Raw genomic sequence first — 17,941 nt, forward strand, 5'->3', positions numbered from 1 at the left:
GCTCAACCTCGTTCCGCCAGGACATTCAGCTCGAAGCTGCGGGCATAGCCGGCCGGATCGCTGCCATCCCAGAGGCGACCGTCGATCAGGGTGGAGGTGCGCATTTCGCTGTCCGGCACGCTGACACCCAGGGCGCTGGCGGCTTCGCGGTACAGCGCGAACTGCTGGACCTGACGAGCGATGCCGAGGTAGTCGACGTCCTCGCGCAACAGGCCCCAGCGGCGGAACTGGGTCATGAACCACAATCCGTCGGAGAGCCAGGGGACGTTCGCCTGCCCGTCGTTGAAGAAGCGCAGCGGGTGCGCGTCCTGCCAGGCGTGGCCGAGGCCGTCCTGGTAGCGGCCGAGCAGGCGCGGTTCGATGCTGGCGAGCGGGGCGTCGACATAGTCCTCGCTGCTGATCAGCCGGGCGGCGCTGCGCAGGTTGTCCTGGCTGGCTTCGATGAAGCGGCTGGCATCGAGAAGGCTCATCACCAGCGCGCGAGCCGTGTTGGGGTATTGCTCGACGAAGGCGCGGGTGGTGCCCAGGACCTTTTCCGGGTGGTCGGGCCAGATCTGCTGGCTGGTGGCGAGGGTGAAACCCATGCCTTCGTCCACGGCCAGCGCGCCCCAGGGGCCACCGGCGCAGAAGCCGTCGATGCGTCCGGCCCTGAGGTGCTCGACCATCTGCGCTGGCGGCACCACCAGGCTGCGCACGTCCTGCAGCGGATGAATGCCGTGGGCGGCCAGCCAGTAGTAGAGCCACATCGCGTGCGTGCCGGTGGGGAAGGTGTGGGCGAGGGTGAGTTGCGCACCGTTCTGGCGCACATGGCTTTGCAGTGCTTCAGCAGAGGTCACGCCGTCGCGCATCAAGGGGGCGGAAAGGTTGATCGACTGGCCGTTCTGGCACAGGCCCATGAGCACGGCCATGTCCGTGGCGGGGGCGCCGCCCAGGCCCAGTTGCAGGTCGTAGATCAGGCCGTAGAGGCTTTGCGCCGCATCGAGCGCGCCGTTCAGCAGGCGGTCGCGCAGGCCGGCCCAGGAGCTTTGGCGTTGCAGGTTCAAGGTCAGGCCGTAGGGCTGGCCGAAGCCCTGGGTTGCGGCCACCACCAGGGAGGCGGAATCGGTGAGGGCCATGAAGCCCAGGTTGAGCGCGGCCTTCTCCGGGGCATCGGAGCCGGCTACCCAGGCCAGGTTGCCCGGCAGTGCGCTGGTACTGTCGATCATCTCCACCTCTGAACGCGCGCTCATGCACGCTCAATACAAAAAGGCGCCGCTCCACCGGCCTTCGAGGGGCGGTGGCAGCGACGCCATTGTCAGAGGGCGACCCGCCGTTGGATCACCGTTTATGAAAGCGGAGCAAGGGCTGTGCCAGGGAAGCGGCGGAAAAAAGAAGCCCCGCCATGGAGAGCGGGGCGCAGAGGAAGGGAGCGCACCTCTGGAGGGTTCCACAAGGGCACCTGGGCACGGAAATCGGCAGGAGCCTGTTGTCCACCTTAGACCTCGAGGCCCGGGGCGCAAGCGGTCAATAAGTATTAGGCCCATCGTTAGGGGCGGGCGGCAGGCGTCTATTTCGGGATCTGCAAAAGAAAAGCCCCGCACTCAGGCGGGGCTTTTCGTCACGCTGGGATCACTCAGACCTGAAGGGCCGGGATCTTCGCGTTGGCTGCCGCTTCACGGAACTCGGCGATCTGGTCGAAGCTCAGGTAGCGGTAGATATCGGCAGACATGCTGTCGATGTCCTTCGCGTAGGCCATGTACTCCTCGACGGTCGGCAGCTTGCCGATGATCGAGGAAACGGCGGCCAGCTCGGCGGATGCCAGGAACACGTCGGTGGCGTCGCCCAGGCGGTTCGGGAAGTTACGGGTCGAGGTGGAGACCACGGTCGAACCGGTTTGTACGCGAGCCTGGTTACCCATGCACAGCGAGCAGCCCGGCATTTCCATGCGCGCGCCGGCCTTGCCGTAGATGCCGTAGTAGCCTTCCTCGGTCAGCTGGTGGGCGTCCATCTTGGTCGGCGGAGCCAGCCACAGACGGGTCGGAATGCCACCCTTGACCTTGTCCAGCAGTTTGCCGGCAGCGCGGAAGTGACCGATGTTGGTCATGCAGGAGCCGATGAAGACTTCATCGATCTTGCGGCCTTGTACGCTGGACAGCAGACGGGCGTCGTCCGGGTCGTTCGGAGCGCAGAGTACCGGCTCCTTGACGTCGGCCAGGTCGATCTCGATGACCGCGGCGTATTCGGCGTCCTTGTCGGCTTCCAGCAGTTGCGGGTTGGCCAGCCAGGCTTCCATCGCTTGCGCGCGGCGCTCCAGGGTGCGGGCGTCGCCGTAGCCTTCGCCGATCATCCAGCGCAGCAGGGTGATGTTGGACTTCAGGTACTCGGCGATGGCCTCTTCCGGCAGCTTGATGGTGCAACCGGCAGCCGAACGCTCGGCGGAGGCGTCGGACAGCTCGAAGGCTTGCTCGACGGTCAGGTCGTTCAGACCTTCGATCTCGAGGATGCGGCCGGAGAAGATGTTCTTCTTGCCCTTCTTCTCGACGGTCAGCAGGCCGGCCTGGATCGCGTAGTAGGGGATCGCATGGACCAGGTCACGCAGGGTGATGCCCGGTTGCAGCTTGCCCTTGAAGCGCACCAGAACCGATTCGGGCATGTCCAGCGGCATGACGCCGGTGGCAGCGGCGAAGGCCACCAGGCCGGAACCGGCCGGGAAGCTGATGCCGATCGGGAAGCGGGTGTGCGAGTCGCCGCCGGTGCCGACGGTGTCAGGCAGCAGCATGCGGTTCAGCCAGCTGTGGATGATGCCGTCGCCCGGACGCAGGGAGACACCGCCGCGGGTCATGATGAAGTCCGGCAGGGTGTGGTGGGTCTTGACGTCGATCGGCTTCGGATAAGCAGCGGTGTGGCAGAAGGACTGCATCACCAGGTCGGCGGAGAAGCCCAGGCAAGCCAGGTCTTTCAGCTCGTCGCGGGTCATCGGGCCGGTGGTGTCCTGGGAACCGACGGTGGTCATCTTCGGTTCGCAGTAGGTGCCCGGACGTACGCCCTGGCCTTCGGCCAGACCGCAGGCGCGGCCAACCATCTTCTGGGCGAGGGTGAAGCCCTTGCCGCTGTCTGCCGGGGCTTCCGGCTTCTTGAACAGGTCGGACGGAGCCAGGCCCAGCTCGGCACGGGCCTTCTCGGTCAGGCCACGGCCAACGATCAGCGGGATACGGCCGCCGGCGCGGACTTCGTCGAGCAGAACCGGGGTCTTCAGCTCGAAGGTGGTGACCACTTCGCCGCTGTCATGACGCACGACCTTGCCTTCGTACGGGTACACGTCGATGACGTCGCCCATGGCCAGGTTGGTGCAGTCGAATTCGATCGGCAGGGCGCCGGCGTCTTCCATGGTGTTGTAGAAGATCGGGGCGATCTTGGTGCCGAAGCAGAAGCCGCCAGCGCGCTTGTTCGGCACGTAGGGGATGTCGTCGCCGAAGAACCACAGCACCGAGTTGGTGGCGGATTTACGGGACGAACCGGTGCCGACCACGTCACCGACGTAGGCGACCGGGAAGCCCTTGGCCTTCACGGCTTCGATCTGCTTCAGCGGGCCGACGGAGCCCGGCTGGACCGGCTCGATGCCGTCGCGGGCCATTTTCAGCATGGCCAGGGCGTGCAGCGGGATGTCGGGGCGCGACCAGGCGTCCGGAGCGGGGGACAGGTCGTCGGTGTTGGTTTCGCCGGGGACCTTGAACACGGTCAGGGTCAGCTTCTCGGCGACGGCCGGACGGGCCTTGAACCACTCGCCATCGGCCCAGGACTGCAGCACGGCCTTGGCGGCAGCGTTGCCTTTCTTGGCACGCTCGGCGACGTCGTGGAAGGCGTCGAACATCAGCAGGGTGTGCTTCAGTTGCGCGGCGGCGACTTCGGCCAGCTCGGCGTTGTCCAGCAGCTCCACCATGGTGGCGATGTTGTAGCCGCCCTGCATGGTACCCAGCAGCTCGAGGGCGCGGGTCTTGGAGATCAGCGGGGAAGTGGCTTCACCCTTGGCAACGGCGGACAGGAAGCCGGCCTTGACGTAGGCAGCTTCGTCCACGCCCGGCGGTACGCGGTTGGTGATCAGGTCGAGGAGAAATTCTTCTTCGCCGGCCGGCGGGTTCTTCAGGAGTTCGACCAGACCAGCGGTCTGTTCGGCGTTCAGCGGCTGGGGCACGACGCCCTGGGCGGCACGCTCTTCTACGTGTTTGCGATAGGCTTCAAGCACAGTATTTCCCTCATCAGTGGTCCCGGAGGACGCGTATCCAGGAGACCTCTCCGATCCATTCGTCAGGCATGGTGGACGGTAATCCACTGACCTACGACGGCACCGGCGATCTCCGGGCAGAAGCTGTTTTCAAAGTTTTACGCCGGGGTGGCCAGGGACTGATGGGGCTGGGCGCTTGAGGGAGGCGCCCAGACCGCGCGGCTGCCGGAATCTGTGCTTCGTGACGCTTTGAAAACAGCTTCTTTCGGACAATGACGCCAAAAAGGCGCAGCCATTCTAATGGAATTAATGGGCCTTGGTAAGCCGATTTGCGGCAGCCCGAAGGGTGATCTTGCCTAGACAAAGGGCTAACATGCCCGCTTTGCCGGCTACCCGTTTCCCCATGTCATCTCAGCGCATCAAAACCCCCTGTGTCGGGCTCTGCTCGACGGTCTATGGCGACCTGGTCTGCCGTGGCTGCAAGCGTTTCCACCATGAAGTGGTGAACTGGAACCGCTACAGCGACGAGGAAAAGCGGGCGGTCTGGAGCCGTCTGGAGATTCTGCTGGCGCAGGTAATGATGGCCAAGCTGGAAGTCTTCGACGCGCCGCTCCTGCGCAGCCAGTTGGAGCAGCGGCAGATACGCTTCGTGCCCGAGCAGTCGCCGTATTGCTGGGCCTACCAACTGATCGCCCGCGGTTCACGGATGATCAACCAGGTGGAGGCCTACGGCCTGGTGCTGCTGCCGGAGTTCCGCGGCTGGACACTGCCGGACCTGCGCGACGCCATCGACAAGGAGTTCTTCATTCTCTCCGAGGCGCATTACGAGCGCTACATCGCGCCGAGCTTTCTCGCCGATGGGCTGGAGTCGCGCGTCTGACCGTCGCCTGCCAATAAAAAAGCGCCCCTCGGGGCGCTTTTTCCTTCCTGTAGAGGTGACGGTCGGGTGTCAGGGCTTGGCGGCGATTTCTTCCAGGTGGGCGATGATGTCGTCCGGCTTGAGCACCAGGATGTCGCTTTCCAGGGAGTCGAGCACCACTTCGGCGGTGTTGCCGATCAGTGCGCCGGACAACCCGGTGCGCGCCACGCTGCCGATCACCGTCACCGCCGCATCGAGGTTGTGGGACGCGCGGGGAATCAGCACGTCCGCCGGGCCCTCCTCGATGTGCAGGTGCTGGTCGTCTACGCCGTATTCGGCCTGGAACGCCTTGCACGCCTCGCGGTACTTGGCCTCGATGGTCTCGCTGAGCTGGAAGGTCGGGTCGGCGGCCGAGAGCATGGGTGACGGGTGGGCGCTGATCACGTGCAACTGGCCGTGAGCGAGCCCGGCGATGTCGTAGGCGTGGCTGACTATCCCGGCATGCAACGTGCGGTGCTCGATATCGTTGTTGCCTACGTCCACGGCGGCGAGGATGTTGCGGCCGGCCCAGGGCAGGCTGGTCTTCACCAGGAGTACGGGGGCAGGGCAGAAGCGCAGCAGCTTCCAGTCGTCCGGGGTGAGCAGGGCCTTTTTCAGCGGGTTGTCCGGGCTGTGCTGCTTGATCACCAGCCCGCACCCTTCGGCCTGCTGCTCGGCGATGACGGTCTGGTGCAGATTGTCCTTCCAGGCCTGGCGGCTGGAAGCGCTGAAACCTTCCTGGCGCAGCACCTCGGCCACTTCTTCGAGTTTGGCGCTGTAGTCGGCGCGCCGCTCGCAGGCCAGCAGGTGCAGGTGCGACTGGGTCACGCTGGCGATCAGGCGGGCCCGTTTCAGCGCGAGACCTTCCGGCTGGTCTGGGTCCACGACTACGAGGATGCTACGGATGGCTTGCATGATCGTCTCCCTTCGTGCGCGTTGTTTATGTAGAACCACTGTAGTCGGGATATCCCGTTCATGACGTTGAGGCATATCAACGCCGGAAGCTGGTTCCGCGCGGCGGCCCCCGTATAATGCTCCGCCTTTATTGCACCGGCCAGCTAGGCGCCGGTGCGCTGAGTCGTCTGGAGCAAGAAGATGCTGTCCGAAATCAGGGAATTCCTCGGTTGTGCCACGCCGGATGCGTGGGTGGAAGCCGCGCTGCGGGATCAGGCGGTCATGCTGATCGACCACAAGAACAACGAATTCAAGGCCGCCAGCACGGCCCTGGCCCTGATCGCCAAGTACAGCGCCCACGAGGAGCTGGTGAACTTCATGTCGCGCCTGGCCCGCGAGGAGCTGCGCCACCACGAGCAGGTGCTGGCGATCCTGAAGAAGCGCGGCATCCCGCTGCGGCCGATTTCCGCCGGCCGCTACGCCTCAGGCCTGCGCGCGGTAGTGCGCAACCACGAGCCGCAGAAGCTGGTGGACACCCTGATCGTTGGCGCTTTCATCGAATGCCGTAGCTGCGAGCGTTTCGCTGCGCTGGTGGATCACCTGGATGCCGACCTGGCGAAGTTCTACGGCTCGCTGCTGAAATCCGAGGCGCGGCATTTCCAGGGCTATCTGAGCCTGGCGCGCCGTTATGGCGATGACGCCGATATCGACCGCCGCGTGGCGGAGATTCGCGAGGTAGAGGCTGGCCTGATCCAGTCGCCGGACAGCGAATTCCGTTTTCACAGCGGCGTGCCGGCGGAGCTGGCGGCCTGACTCGCGCCCCGCAACAAAAAAAGCGCCCAGACGGGCGCTTTTTTCTTGGCTCTTCATAGGAGCGAGGAGTGCGCGTAGTTCTTGTTTGCGAACCAGTCCGGCAGCAGGGCTGCCGGGATATCCGTTCGCGAGCAAGCTCGCTACTACAAGTTCAGGCTCAGTCTTTTACCTTCAGGTCCAGCGCCAGGTCGCGCGCCGCTTTGGTGGCGAGCACACCCATCAGTTGGCCGATCTCGTCCTGGCGGCTGCTGGCGCTGTTCTGTCCGCCCGCCATCATGACGCTAGGCACCGGCGCCTGGGCGGCGGCTTCAGCCCAGACCTTGTTGATGGCGATCAGCGCATCCAGCTTGGGTTGCAGTGCGCCGTCCGCCTTGATCACAGCTTCGCGGGCATAGGCATCGGCGTCAGCGGTGATCTTGGTGGCCTGCGCCGTCACGGCAGCCTTGTCGCGCAGCAATTCAGCAGTCTGCTTCTCGATCTCGGCGCGCTGCTTCTCGCGCTCGGCGTTGATGACTGCCAGCTGTTTCTCGGTTTCCGCCTGGGTAGTGCGCTCGATCTGGTCGCGCAGGGTCTCCTGGCGCTTGGCTTCCACTTCCTTCTCGCCGCGGGCGGTGACCAGCAGTTTCTCTTCCTCTTCCTTCAGGCGATTCTGGCGGGCCACGGCCAACTCTGCCAGCGCCTGCTGCACCTTGACCATGCGCTGCTTGTACTGCGGGTTCGGGTCGACGTTAGTGATGCGTGCCTCAACCACTTCCACGCCGAACTTGCGGAACTGCTGCTGCTTGCGCACCGGGATGCCCTTGGCGTCGGTGACTTTCTCGGTGACGAACTGGCTGGCGTTGTTGTCGCCGAAGCTGCCTTGTTCGGTACCGGCCTGCAGGATCGCGGTCTGGTGTGGCACGGCGCCACGCGGGCCGCGCACTTCCTTGCGCTTGATCAGGTACAGACCGTCGTTGAGCTGGTTCTCGAACTCCGCGGCGAACTCGCTGCGGGCGCCGGCGTAGTAGTCATCGGCGGTCATCAGTGAGGCGGTGGCCTGCAGGGTTTCCTTGATTGCCGGGACCAGCGCGGTGCGGATGAAGTTGTCCGGATTGCGGTATTCCTGGGCCATTTTCAGGAACTGATCGCCGCCAGGCAGGCGGAAGCGTGCCGAGGACTCGACCTTGGCGTCGACGTTGCCGAGGAAGACGATGGGGAAGGCTTCGATGGTGGCGCCCAGGGCGTCGTTGTCCGGGTTGTTGTCGTTCTCGTCCATGACCAGCACGGACTGCACGCTGATGGCTTTTTTCCAGGTGGTGGCACGGCCGAACCACTTGGTGGCGTAACCGACGTCGTCGACGATCTTCTCGTCGCCGAAGATGGTCCGCACGTGGGTCATGTAGCCGGCTTCGTTATAGAAGAAGATGCCGTTGAACAGGATGAAGGCGGCGGCGACCAGGGCCAACGGCAGGGCGCCGAACTTGATGAGGTTTCCCTTGCTGAACATGTCTCTTCCTTGAGTGAGCAAACCGCGAATGCTGCGTAAGGTTGCAGTTACCGGTCAAGTGGAAACGTCTGAGAGTGCCGGCGGGTTGGCATCAAAAGGCCACTTCGGCAGTGGCCTTGCCGTGTCAAAGGGGGAAGGGGGCCTGTTGCATGCCGCGGTCATCGGCCTCCAGCGCCCACCCCTGGCGATCCCAGTCGCCGAGGACGATGCGCCGTGCGGGGCGGCCGTCGATCTCCAGTTCGTGGACGGCGGGGCGGTGGGTGTGCCCGTGGATGAGGATGCGCACGCCTTTGTCGCGCATGATCTTCTCCACTTCCGCCGGCGTGACGTCGACGATCTCGCTGGCCTTCATGCGCGTCTGCGCGCGACTTTCCTTGCGCAACTTGCGCGCCAGCTTGTGGCGGGTGGTCAGCGGCAGGTTGCGCAGGATGAACAGCGTCAGCGGGTTGCGCAGCCAGCGGCGCAGCTTCATGTAGGCCACGTCGAGGGTGCACAGGCTGTCGCCGTGCATCAGCAATATCTTCTCGCCGCCCAGGTCGATCAGGCTCGGGTCGCGCAGCAGGGTGCACCCGGCTTCGCGGCAGAAGGCCTTGCCGATCAGGAAGTCGCGGTTGCCGTGCATCAGGTAGATGCGCGTACCGCTGTCGGACAGTTCGCGCAGGGCACGGGCGATGGCGTGCTGGAACTCGTCCATGCCATCGTCGCCGATCCAGGCTTCGAAGAAGTCGCCGAGGATGTATAGCGCTTCGGCTGCGCGGGCGCGGGTGGAGAGGAAATGCAAGAACGCCCGGGTGATATCCGGGCGTTCCGCTTCGAGATGCAGGTCCGAGATGAACAGGACGCTCATCGACTCACTCGCCGATGATTTCGGCTTTCTCGATGATCACGTCGTCGGCCGGTACGTCCTGGTGGCCGGAGCGCATGGTGGTGGCGACGGTCTTGATCTTGTTGACCACGTCCATGCCGTCCTTCACTTCACCGAACACGCAGTAGCCCCAGCCCTGCACGGTCGGCGCGCTGTGGTTGAGGAAGTCGTTGTCGGCGACGTTGATGAAGAACTGCGCGCTGGCCGAATGGGGCTCCATGGTACGGGCCATGGCGACGGTGCCGATCTTGTTGCCGACGCCGTTGTTGGCTTCGTTCTTGATCGACTTGCGGGTGCTCTTCTGTTTCATGCCCGGCTCGAAACCGCCGCCCTGGATCATGAAGTTGTTGATCACGCGGTGGAACACGGTGTTGTCGTAGTGGCCGGCCTTAACGTACTCCTTGAAGTTGGCCACGGTTTCCGGCGCCTTGTCGTCGAACAGTTCAAGGGTGATATCGCCGAAGTTGGTCTGCAGTTTGACGGTGGTAGTCATCAGGGAATTCCGCTCTTTGGAAAAATCGAAGGCCTGTCAGGGGGTTGACAGCTTCGGCTATGATAAGCGCTTTGGTTTGGCCGGCCTACCCTGGCTGAACGACGGAATGATCAAGGACACCATGAGCAAGCCTACCGCCGATACGAAAGAAGCCACTGTTGCCGCCAACTTCCTGCGCCCCATCGTCCAGGCCGACCTGGACAGTGGCAAGCACCAGAAGATCGTCACCCGCTTCCCGCCGGAGCCCAATGGCTACCTGCATATCGGTCATGCCAAGTCCATCTGTCTGAACTTCGGCCTGGCCAAGGAGTTCGGCGGTGACTGCCACCTGCGCTTCGACGACACCAACCCGGCGAAGGAAGACCAGGAATACATCGACGCCATCGAGGCCGATGTGAAGTGGCTGGGCTTCGAGTGGGCCGGGCAGGTGCGCTACGCGTCCAACTATTTCGACCAGCTGCACGACTGGGCGGTAGACCTGATCAAGGCCGGCAAGGCCTTCGTCTGCGACCTCAACGCCGAGGAAATGCGCGCCTATCGAGGCTCGCTCACCGAGCCGGGCAAGAACAGCCCGTTCCGTGATCGTTCCGTGGAAGAGAACCTGGACCTCTTTGCCCGCATGAAGGCCGGCGAGTTCCCGGACGGCGCCCGTTCGCTGCGCGCGAAGATCGACATGGCCTCGCCGAACATCAACCTGCGCGATCCGATCCTCTATCGCATCCGTCACGCGCATCACCACCAGACGGGCGACAAGTGGTGCATCTATCCCAGCTACGACTTCACCCATGGTCAGTCGGACGCCATCGAGGGCATCACCCACTCCATCTGCACCCTGGAGTTCGAGGATCACCGCCCGCTGTACGAGTGGTTCCTGGCCAACCTGCCGGTCCCGGCCCAGCCGCGCCAGTACGAATTTGCGCGCCTGAACCTGAACTACACCATCACCAGCAAGCGCAAGCTCAAGCAGCTTGTTGACGAGGGGCATGTGAACGGCTGGGACGACCCGCGTATGTCGACCCTCTCCGGCTACCGGCGCCGCGGCTATACCCCGGCGTCGATCCGTGCCTTCTGCGACATGATCGGCGTGAACCGCGCCGGCGGCCTGGTGGACATCGGCATGCTGGAGTTCGCCATCCGTGACGACCTGGATGCCAACGCCGGTCGCGCCATGTGTGTGCTCAAGCCGCTGAAGGTGGTCATCACCAACTACCCGCAAGGCCAGGTCGAGAACCTCGAACTGCCGCGCCATCCGAAGCAGGACATGGGCGTGCGTGCGCTGCCGTTCAGCCGCGAGATCTACATCGACGCCAGCGACTTCGAGGAAGTCCCGCCGGCCGGCTACAAGCGCCTGATCCCGGGTGGCGAAGTGCGCCTGCGCGGCAGCTACGTGATCCGCGCCGATGAAGCCATCAAGGACGCCGCCGGCAACATCGTCGAACTGCGCTGCAGCTACGACGAGAACACCCTGGGCAAGAACCCCGAGGGCCGCAAGGTCAAGGGCGTGATCCACTGGGTGCCGGCCGCCGAGAGCGTCGAGTGCGAAGTGCGCCTGTACGACCGCCTGTTCCGCTCCGCCAACCCGGAGAAATCCGAAGAGGGCGGCAGCTTCCTCGACAACATCAACCCCGAATCCCTGGTGGTGCTCAAGGGTTGCCGCGCCGAGCCGTCGCTGGCCAGCGCCACCGCCGAGGACCGCTTCCAGTTCGAGCGCGAAGGCTACTTCTGCGCCGACGCCAAGGATTCCAAGGCTGGCGCCCTGGTCTTCAACCGCACCGTGACCCTGCGCGACTCCTGGGGGCAGTAAGGGATGGCTGACTTGCAGATCTACAGCACGCTGTCCAAGACCAAGGACAGCTTCAAGCCGCTGGTCGGCAACCAGGTACGCATGTACGTGTGCGGCATGACCGTGTACGACTTCTGCCACATCGGCCACGCCCGCGTGATGGTGGCCTTCGACGTCATCGCCCGCTGGTTGCGCCATCGCGGCTATGACCTGACCTATGTGCGCAACATCACCGACATCGACGACAAGATCATCCGTCGCGCCCAGGAGAACGGTGAATCGTTCGAAGAACTGACCGCCCGCATGATCGCTGCGATGCACGAGGACGAGGCGCGCCTGTCGGTCCTGCGTCCGGACATCGAGCCGCGCGCCACCGGTCACATCGCCGGCATGCACGAGATGATCCAGACCCTGATCGACAAGGGCTACGCCTACGCGCCCGGCAATGGCGACGTCTACTACCGGGTCGGCAAGTTCGCCGGCTACGGCAAGCTGTCGCGCAAGAAGATCGAAGACCTGCGCATCGGTGCGCGCATCGAGGTCGACGAATCCAAGGAAGATCCGCTGGACTTCGTGCTCTGGAAAGGCGCCAAGCCGGGCGAGCCGAGCTGGGAGTCGCCCTGGGGTGCCGGTCGTCCGGGCTGGCACATCGAGTGCTCGGTGATGTCCACCTGCTGCCTGGGCGAGACCTTCGACATCCACGGCGGCGGCCCGGACCTGGTATTCCCGCACCACGAGAACGAAATCGCCCAGAGCGAGGCAGCTACCGGCAAGCTCTATGCCGCTAGCTGGATGCATGCCGGCGCGGTGCGCGTGGACGGCGAGAAGATGTCCAAGTCCCTGGGCAACTTCTTCACCATCCGCGAAGTGCTGGAGAAATATCACCCGGAAGTCGTGCGTTTCCTGTTGGTGTCCAGCCACTACCGCAGCCCGATCAACTATTCCGAAGACAACCTGAAGGAAGCCAAAGGCGCGCTGGAGCGTTTCTACACTGCGCTGCGTGGCTTGCCGCAGGTGGCTGCCGCAGGTGGCGAAGAATTCGTCGAGCGTTTCGGCGCGGCGATGGATGACGACTTCGGTACGCCGGAAGCGGTGGCCGTGCTGTTCGAGATGGTCCGCGAGGTCAATCGTCTGCGCGACAGCGATCCGGCAGCGGCCGCTGCGCTGGCGGCGCGCGTTCGTGAACTGGGCGCTCTGCTGGGCGTGCTGCAGATGGATGCCGACGAGTTCCTCCAGGCTGGCGCGGCCGGCAAGGTCGATGCGGTACAGGTCGAGGCGCTGATCCAGGCGCGTCTGGATGCCCGCGCGGCGAAGAACTGGGCTGAATCCGATCGCATCCGCGACGAGCTGACCGCTCTGGGCGTGGTGCTGGAAGACGGCAAGGGCGGCACTACCTGGCGTCTTGCCGAGTAGTTGCTTCCCTGGAAATGAAAAAGGCCGCTGATCAGCGGCCTTTTTCTTGTTCGTCGAAAACCTGTCAGGTGTGCAGGTGTTCGGCGGCGTACAGGGTGTTTTCCAGCAGGCAGGCGCGGGTCATCGGGCCGACGCCGCCCGGAACCGGGGTGATCCAGCTGGCGCGCTCGGCAGCCACATCGTATTCCACGTCGCCCACCAGCTTGCCGTCTTCCTGGCGGTTGATGCCCACGTCGATGACGATGGCGCCTTCCTTGATCCATTCGCCCTTCACCAGGCCGGGTTTGCCGGCGGCAACCACGACCAGATCGGCACGGCCAACGTGGTCGGCCAGGTCGCGGGTGAAGCGGTGGGTGACGGTGACGGTGCAGCCGGCCAGCAGCAGTTCCAGCGCCATGGGGCGGCCGACGATGTTGGAAGCGCCCACGACGACGGCGTCCAGGCCGTACAGGTCGACACCGGTGCTCTGCAGCAGCGTCATGATGCCCTTCGGCGTGCAGGGGCGCAGCAGTGGGATGCGCTGGGCCAGTCGGCCAACGTTGAAGGGATGGAAGCCGTCCACGTCCTTGTCCGGGTTGATGCGCTCCAGCAACTGGGATGCATCGAGGTGGGCGGGGAGGGGCAGTTGTACCAGAATGCCGTCGATGGCCGGGTCGGCATTCAGGCGGTCGATCAGCGCGAGCAGTTCTTCCTGGGTGGTGCTGGCGGGAAGGTCGTACGCCTGGGAGAGGAAGCCGACCTCTTCACAGTCCTTGCGCTTGTGCGCGACATAGACCTGAGAGGCGGGGTCGCTGCCGACCAGGATCACTGCCAGGCCGGGGATGCGCAGTCCTTGCTGGCGGCGTTCGTTGACGCGTTGGGCAATCTGCTGGCGGAGGCTGGCGGCGATCGCTTTGCCGTCGATCAGTTTTGCAGTCATGTCGGGGGGATAACCATTAAGGCGGGTGAAAAGAAGGCGCGCATTTTCGCACGCTGCCTCCATAAGGCAAAGGCGGATGCCCCTGATTTGCCGTAACTCCTTTATCTCTTTGAATTTTTTTTAAAAAAGTTGTTGACGGGGTAGGGGCTCATCGATAACATGCGCCCCGCTTGCCGAGCACAGCCTGAAACACGAAAGAGGCGGTGCCAACCGATTCAGTGGTTTCACTGAGTCTGCTTAGCAAGGGTTGCCGCCACTTAAAGCGCCCGTAGCTCAGCTGGATAGAGCATCCGCCTTCTAAGCGGATGGTCGCAGGTTCGAGTCCTGCCGGGTGCGCCATGTGGCGTTCGGTACAAGCAAGTGTAATATGGTGGGCGTAGCTCAGTTGGTAGAGCACAGGATTGTGGCTCCTGGTGTCGTGGGTTCGATTCCCATCGTCCACCCCATATTCCGAAGCGCCAGGCCAAGAGCCTGGCGTTTTCGTTTCTGCGGTACCCTGCGGACGTGGTGAAATTGGTAGACACGCTGGATTTAGGTTCCAGTGGCGCAAGCTGTGAGAGTTCGAGTCTCTCCGTCCGCACCATCTTCTTTCCATAAGCTCTCGCATCCGTGAATTTCCGCAGCTTCCACTCAGGGTGACTTCTGCATTTCTAGCTACTAGAATGCTTGCCCTTGATTCTGGGAGCCGGAAGGACCGGCTTACGTCTGTGCCACGAGGAATATCCATGCAAGTTTCCGTTGAAAGCACCTCCGCTCTTGAGCGCCGCATGACCGTTGGCGTGCCGGCCGAGCGTATCGAGACCGAAGTCAACAAGCGTCTGCAGCAGACCGCTCGTCGCGCCAAGGTTCCTGGCTTCCGTCCCGGCAAGGTGCCGATGAGCGTGATCCGTCAGCGCTACGAAGCCGCCGCTCGTCAGGAAGCCCTCGGTGACCTGATCCAGGAAACCTTCTACGAAGCCGTGGTCGAGCAGAAGCTGAACCCGGCTGGCGCTCCGTCCGTCGAGCCGAAAGTGTTCGAGAAGGAGAAGGGCCTCGAGTACATCGCTACCTTCGAAGTCTTCCCCGAATTCCAGGTTGCCGGTTTCGACGGCATCAAGGTTGAGCGTCTGCAGGCCGATGTGGCTGATGCCGATCTCGACAACATGTTGGAAATCCTGCGCAAGCAGAACACCCGCTTTGAAGCCGTTGACCGCGCCGCTCAGAACGACGATCAGGTGAACATCGATTTCGTCGGCAAGATTGACGGTGAAGCCTTCGCTGGCGGTTCCGCCAAGGGCACCCTGCTGGTGCTGGGCTCCGGCCGCATGATCCCGGGCTTCGAAGAAGGCCTGGTCGGCGCCAAGGCCGGTGAAGAGCGCGTGCTGAAGGTGACCTTCCCCGAGGACTACCAGAACCTGGACCTGGCCGGCAAAGCCGCCGAGTTCACCGCTACCGTCAACAGCGTTGCCGAGCCGAAACTGCCGGAACTGAACGAAGAGTTCTTCGCTCTGTTCGGCGTGAAGGAAAGCACTCTGGAAGGCTTCCGCACCGAAGTTCGCAAGAACATGGAGCGTGAGCTGCGTCAGGCCATCAAGTCCAAGGTGAAGAACCAGGTGATGGAAGGTCTGGTCGAGACCAACCCGATCGAAGTTCCGAAGGCCCTGATCGGCAACGAAGTCAACCGTCTGCGCGTGCAGGCTGTCCAGCAGTTCGGTGGCAACATCAAGCCTGACCAACTGCCGGCTGAGCTGTTCGAAGAGCAAGCCAAGCGCCGCGTCGTGCTGGGCCTGATCGTCGCCGAGCTGGTCAAGCAGCACGAGCTGAAGGCCGATGAAGCCCGCGTTCGCGAAATGATCGAAGAAATGGCTTCGGCTTACCAGGAGCCGGAACAAGTTGTTGCCTGGTACTACAAGAACGACCAGCAACTGAACGAAGTCCGTTCGGTTGTACTGGAAGAACAAGTTGTAGATACTGTCCTGCAGAAGGCCAATGTGACCGACAAGCAGGTATCCTACGAAGACGCGGTCAAGCCTGCAGAAGCTCCGCAAGCGGCCTGATCCAGCGCTTCGTTCGATTGTCACAAGCCAGCCTTCGGGCTGGCTTGTGCGTCTATAGAGACATGACTTTTTATTAGGGAGTGATCGTCGGACATGCATAATCCTTATATGCCGCAAGTTCCGAACATTCAGGCCGCTGGTGGTCTGGTGCCGATGGTGGTGGAGCAGTCCGCCCGCGGTGAGCGTTCCTACGACATCTATTCGCGCCTGCTGAAGGAGCGGATCATCTTCCTGGTCGGCCAGGTCGAGGACTACATGGCCAACCTCGTGGTGGCCCAGTTGCTGTTCCTCGAGGCCGAGAACCCGGACAAGGACATCCACCTCTACATCAACTCTCCGGGCGGCTCCGTGACTGCTGGCATGTCGATCTACGACACCATGCAGTTCATCAAGCCCGACGTGTCCACCATCTGTGTGGGCCAGGCGTGCAGCATGGGCGCCCTGTTGCTGGCTGGCGGCGCCGCTGGCAAGCGCTACTGCCTGCCGCATTCGCGGATGATGATCCACCAGCCGCTGGGCGGCTTCCAGGGCCAGGCCTCGGACATCGAGATCCATGCCAAGGAAATCCTCTTCATCAAGGAGCGCCTGAACCAGGTGCTGGCGCATCACACCGGCCAGCCGCTGGATGTCATCGCCCGCGACACCGACCGTGACCGCTTCATGAGTGGTGACGATGCTGTCAAGTACGGTCTGATCGATCAGGTCTTCACTCAGCGTCCTTCTGCCGCCTGAGTCTCTCCGCTGTACTGCGGCCGGTAATCCGGCCGCTCGCGGGCTTGAAAATGCCTGCGAATGCCTTCATCTTGTCCTTCACGTATATCCCCGATTGGAACGATCGAATGACTGACACCCGCAACGGCGAGGACAACGGCAAGCTGCTGTATTGCTCCTTCTGCGGCAAGAGCCAGCACGAAGTGCGCAAGTTGATTGCCGGCCCCTCGGTCTTTATCTGCGACGAGTGCGTCGACCTGTGCAATGACATCATCCGCGAGGAGGTGCAGGAAGCACAGGCAGAGAGCAGTGCGCACAAGCTTCCGGCGCCGAAAGAGATCCGCACCATCCTCGATCAGTACGTGATCGGCCAGGAACGTGCCAAGAAAACCCTGGCAGTAGCGGTGTACAACCACTACAAGCGCCTGAATCAGCGCGAGCGCAAGGACGACGTCGAACTGGGCAAGAGCAACATCCTGCTCATCGGTCCGACGGGCTCGGGCAAGACCCTGCTCGCCGAGACCCTGGCGCGTCTGCTCAATGTTCCCTTCACCATCGCCGATGCCACCACCCTCACCGAGGCGGGCTATGTGGGCGAAGATGTCGAGAACATCATCCAGAAGCTGCTGCAGAAGTGCGATTACGATGTCGAGAAAGCCCAGATGGGTATCGTCTACATCGACGAAATCGACAAGATCTCACGCAAATCCGACAACCCGTCGATCACCCGCGACGTGTCCGGCGAAGGCGTTCAGCAGGCCCTGCTGAAGCTGATCGAAGGCACCGTGGCTTCCGTACCGCCCCAGGGCGGCCGCAAGCACCCGCAGCAGGAGTTCCTGCAGGTCGACACCCGCAACATCCTGTTCATCTGCGGTGGCGCGTTCGCTGGCCTGGAAAAGGTCATCCAGAACCGTTCCACCAAGGGCGGCATCGGCTTCAATGCCGAGGTTCGCAGTCAGGAAGCGGGCAAGAAGGTCGGCGAAGCGCTGCGCGAAGTCGAGCCGGAAGATCTGGTGAAATTCGGTCTGATCCCCGAATTCGTCGGACGTCTGCCGATCATCGCGACCCTCGACGAGCTGGACGAACCTGCGCTGATGCAGATTCTGACCGAGCCGAAGAACGCGCTGACCAAGCAGTACGCCAAGCTCTTCGAAATGGAAGGCGTGGACCTCGAGTTCCGTCCGGACGCGCTCAAGGCTGTCGCCCGTCGCGCGCTGGAGCGCAAGACCGGTGCCCGTGGCCTGCGTTCGATCCTCGAAGGCATCCTGCTCGACACCATGTACGAGATCCCCTCGCAGAACGACGTCAGCAAGGTGGTGATCGACGAAAGCGTCATCGAGGGCTCCTCCCAGCCGCTGCTGATCTACGAGAACAGCGAGCAGCCGGCCAAGGCTGCACCTGACGCCTGAAATCAGAAGGGGCCCTAGGG

The 17,941-nt window shown here is 63.1% G+C and carries 14 protein-coding genes and 3 tRNA genes; 10 read left to right on the forward strand and 7 right to left on the reverse strand.

Going from position 1 to position 17,941, the window contains the following annotated elements; all coding sequences use genetic code 11:
* Positions 1-2: 2 nt before the first annotated feature.
* On the reverse strand, positions 3-1,205 hold the full coding sequence (locus A9513_RS05310; protein WP_065084184.1) for a CmpA/NrtA family ABC transporter substrate-binding protein: 1,203 nt from the start codon (positions 1,203-1,205) through the stop codon (positions 3-5).
* A gap of 407 nt (positions 1,206-1,612) precedes the next feature.
* Complete coding sequence (acnB, locus tag A9513_RS05315; protein WP_038803692.1) at positions 1,613-4,222, reverse strand: bifunctional aconitate hydratase 2/2-methylisocitrate dehydratase; 2,610 nt, start codon at positions 4,220-4,222, stop codon at positions 1,613-1,615.
* Between the two features lie 382 nt (positions 4,223-4,604).
* On the opposite strand from acnB, the gene A9513_RS05320 reads away from it, so the two are divergent.
* Complete coding sequence (locus A9513_RS05320) at positions 4,605-5,081, forward strand: DUF1289 domain-containing protein (protein WP_065084156.1); 477 nt, start codon at positions 4,605-4,607, stop codon at positions 5,079-5,081.
* A 69-nt stretch (positions 5,082-5,150) separates the two neighbouring features.
* Here A9513_RS05320 and A9513_RS05325 read toward each other — a convergent pair whose 3' ends face one another.
* Complete coding sequence (locus tag A9513_RS05325; protein WP_054907736.1) at positions 5,151-6,014, reverse strand: universal stress protein; 864 nt, start codon at positions 6,012-6,014, stop codon at positions 5,151-5,153.
* Positions 6,015-6,194: 180 nt separating this feature from the next.
* Between A9513_RS05325 and A9513_RS05330 the strand changes: the two genes are divergently transcribed.
* Positions 6,195-6,806, forward strand: coding sequence for a tRNA-(ms[2]io[6]A)-hydroxylase (locus tag A9513_RS05330; RefSeq protein ID WP_065084157.1), 612 nt, complete (start codon positions 6,195-6,197; stop codon positions 6,804-6,806).
* Between the two features lie 157 nt (positions 6,807-6,963).
* On the opposite strand, the gene A9513_RS05335 is transcribed toward A9513_RS05330, so the two are convergent.
* The 3 genes from A9513_RS05335 to A9513_RS05345 form a co-directional block, all read right to left on the reverse strand.
* Positions 6,964-8,292, reverse strand: a complete 1,329-nt coding sequence (locus A9513_RS05335; protein WP_024765726.1) for an SPFH domain-containing protein — start codon at positions 8,290-8,292, stop codon at positions 6,964-6,966.
* Positions 8,293-8,416: 124 nt separating this feature from the next.
* Positions 8,417-9,139 (reverse strand): UDP-2,3-diacylglucosamine diphosphatase, encoded by a 723-nt coding sequence (gene lpxH, locus A9513_RS05340; RefSeq protein ID WP_024765727.1) that lies wholly within the window; start codon positions 9,137-9,139, stop codon positions 8,417-8,419.
* 4 nt (positions 9,140-9,143) lie between these two features.
* Positions 9,144-9,650 carry a peptidylprolyl isomerase gene (locus tag A9513_RS05345; protein ID WP_024765728.1) on the reverse strand — a complete coding sequence of 169 codons (507 nt, stop codon included), beginning with the start codon at positions 9,648-9,650 and terminating at the stop codon, positions 9,144-9,146.
* 121 nt (positions 9,651-9,771) lie between these two features.
* Between A9513_RS05345 and A9513_RS05350 the strand changes: the two genes are divergently transcribed.
* Positions 9,772-11,454, forward strand: a complete 1,683-nt coding sequence (locus tag A9513_RS05350; protein WP_038803694.1) for a glutamine--tRNA ligase/YqeY domain fusion protein — start codon at positions 9,772-9,774, stop codon at positions 11,452-11,454.
* A gap of 3 nt (positions 11,455-11,457) precedes the next feature.
* Positions 11,458-12,846, forward strand: coding sequence for a cysteine--tRNA ligase (cysS, locus tag A9513_RS05355; RefSeq protein WP_024765729.1), 1,389 nt, complete (start codon positions 11,458-11,460; stop codon positions 12,844-12,846).
* A 64-nt stretch (positions 12,847-12,910) separates the two neighbouring features.
* Here cysS and folD read toward each other — a convergent pair whose 3' ends face one another.
* Positions 12,911-13,765 carry a bifunctional methylenetetrahydrofolate dehydrogenase/methenyltetrahydrofolate cyclohydrolase FolD gene (gene folD, locus A9513_RS05360; protein ID WP_038803695.1) on the reverse strand — a complete coding sequence of 285 codons (855 nt, stop codon included), beginning with the start codon at positions 13,763-13,765 and terminating at the stop codon, positions 12,911-12,913.
* Positions 13,766-14,027: 262 nt separating this feature from the next.
* Here folD and A9513_RS05365 point away from each other — a divergent pair.
* The 6 genes from A9513_RS05365 (at position 14,028) to clpX (ending at position 17,921) form a co-directional block, all read left to right on the forward strand.
* Positions 14,028-14,104, forward strand: a tRNA-Arg gene (locus tag A9513_RS05365).
* Between the two features lie 31 nt (positions 14,105-14,135).
* Positions 14,136-14,211: transfer RNA gene (locus A9513_RS05370), tRNA-His, on the forward strand.
* A 52-nt stretch (positions 14,212-14,263) separates the two neighbouring features.
* Positions 14,264-14,348, forward strand: a tRNA-Leu gene (locus A9513_RS05375).
* Between the two features lie 142 nt (positions 14,349-14,490).
* Positions 14,491-15,801, forward strand: coding sequence for a trigger factor (gene tig / locus A9513_RS05380; protein WP_024763280.1), 1,311 nt, complete (start codon positions 14,491-14,493; stop codon positions 15,799-15,801).
* A gap of 93 nt (positions 15,802-15,894) precedes the next feature.
* Positions 15,895-16,533, forward strand: coding sequence for an ATP-dependent Clp endopeptidase proteolytic subunit ClpP (gene clpP, locus A9513_RS05385; RefSeq protein ID WP_024763281.1), 639 nt, complete (start codon positions 15,895-15,897; stop codon positions 16,531-16,533).
* 107 nt (positions 16,534-16,640) lie between these two features.
* A complete protein-coding gene (gene clpX, locus A9513_RS05390; RefSeq protein WP_017519553.1) occupies positions 16,641-17,921 on the forward strand; it encodes an ATP-dependent Clp protease ATP-binding subunit ClpX in 1,281 nt (426 codons plus the stop codon).
* Positions 17,922-17,941: the final 20 nt, after the last annotated feature.

It is taken from the genome of Pseudomonas sp. AU12215, from assembly GCF_001675465.2.
GTDB lineage: Bacteria > Pseudomonadota > Gammaproteobacteria > Pseudomonadales > Pseudomonadaceae > Pseudomonas > Pseudomonas nitroreducens.

Excerpts from the sequence above, each read along its gene's own strand:
- A9513_RS05335 (WP_024765726.1), bottom strand. The coding sequence starts at position 8,292 with ATGTTCAGCAAGGGAAACCTCATCAAGTTCGGCGCCCTGCCGTTGGCC.
- A9513_RS05345 (WP_024765728.1), bottom strand. The coding sequence starts at position 9,650 with ATGACTACCACCGTCAAACTGCAGACCAACTTCGGCGATATCACCCTT.
- lpxH (WP_024765727.1), bottom strand. The coding sequence starts at position 9,139 with ATGAGCGTCCTGTTCATCTCGGACCTGCATCTCGAAGCGGAACGCCCG.
- folD (WP_038803695.1), bottom strand. The coding sequence starts at position 13,765 with ATGACTGCAAAACTGATCGACGGCAAAGCGATCGCCGCCAGCCTCCGC.
- A9513_RS05325 (WP_054907736.1), bottom strand. The coding sequence starts at position 6,014 with ATGCAAGCCATCCGTAGCATCCTCGTAGTCGTGGACCCAGACCAGCCG.
- A9513_RS05310 (WP_065084184.1), bottom strand. The coding sequence starts at position 1,205 with ATGATCGACAGTACCAGCGCACTGCCGGGCAACCTGGCCTGGGTAGCC.
- cysS (WP_024765729.1), top strand. The coding sequence starts at position 11,458 with ATGGCTGACTTGCAGATCTACAGCACGCTGTCCAAGACCAAGGACAGC.
- tig (WP_024763280.1), top strand. The coding sequence starts at position 14,491 with ATGCAAGTTTCCGTTGAAAGCACCTCCGCTCTTGAGCGCCGCATGACC.
- clpP (WP_024763281.1), top strand. The coding sequence starts at position 15,895 with ATGCATAATCCTTATATGCCGCAAGTTCCGAACATTCAGGCCGCTGGT.
- A9513_RS05320 (WP_065084156.1), top strand. The coding sequence starts at position 4,605 with ATGTCATCTCAGCGCATCAAAACCCCCTGTGTCGGGCTCTGCTCGACG.
- clpX (WP_017519553.1), top strand. The coding sequence starts at position 16,641 with ATGACTGACACCCGCAACGGCGAGGACAACGGCAAGCTGCTGTATTGC.
- A9513_RS05350 (WP_038803694.1), top strand. The coding sequence starts at position 9,772 with ATGAGCAAGCCTACCGCCGATACGAAAGAAGCCACTGTTGCCGCCAAC.
- A9513_RS05330 (WP_065084157.1), top strand. The coding sequence starts at position 6,195 with ATGCTGTCCGAAATCAGGGAATTCCTCGGTTGTGCCACGCCGGATGCG.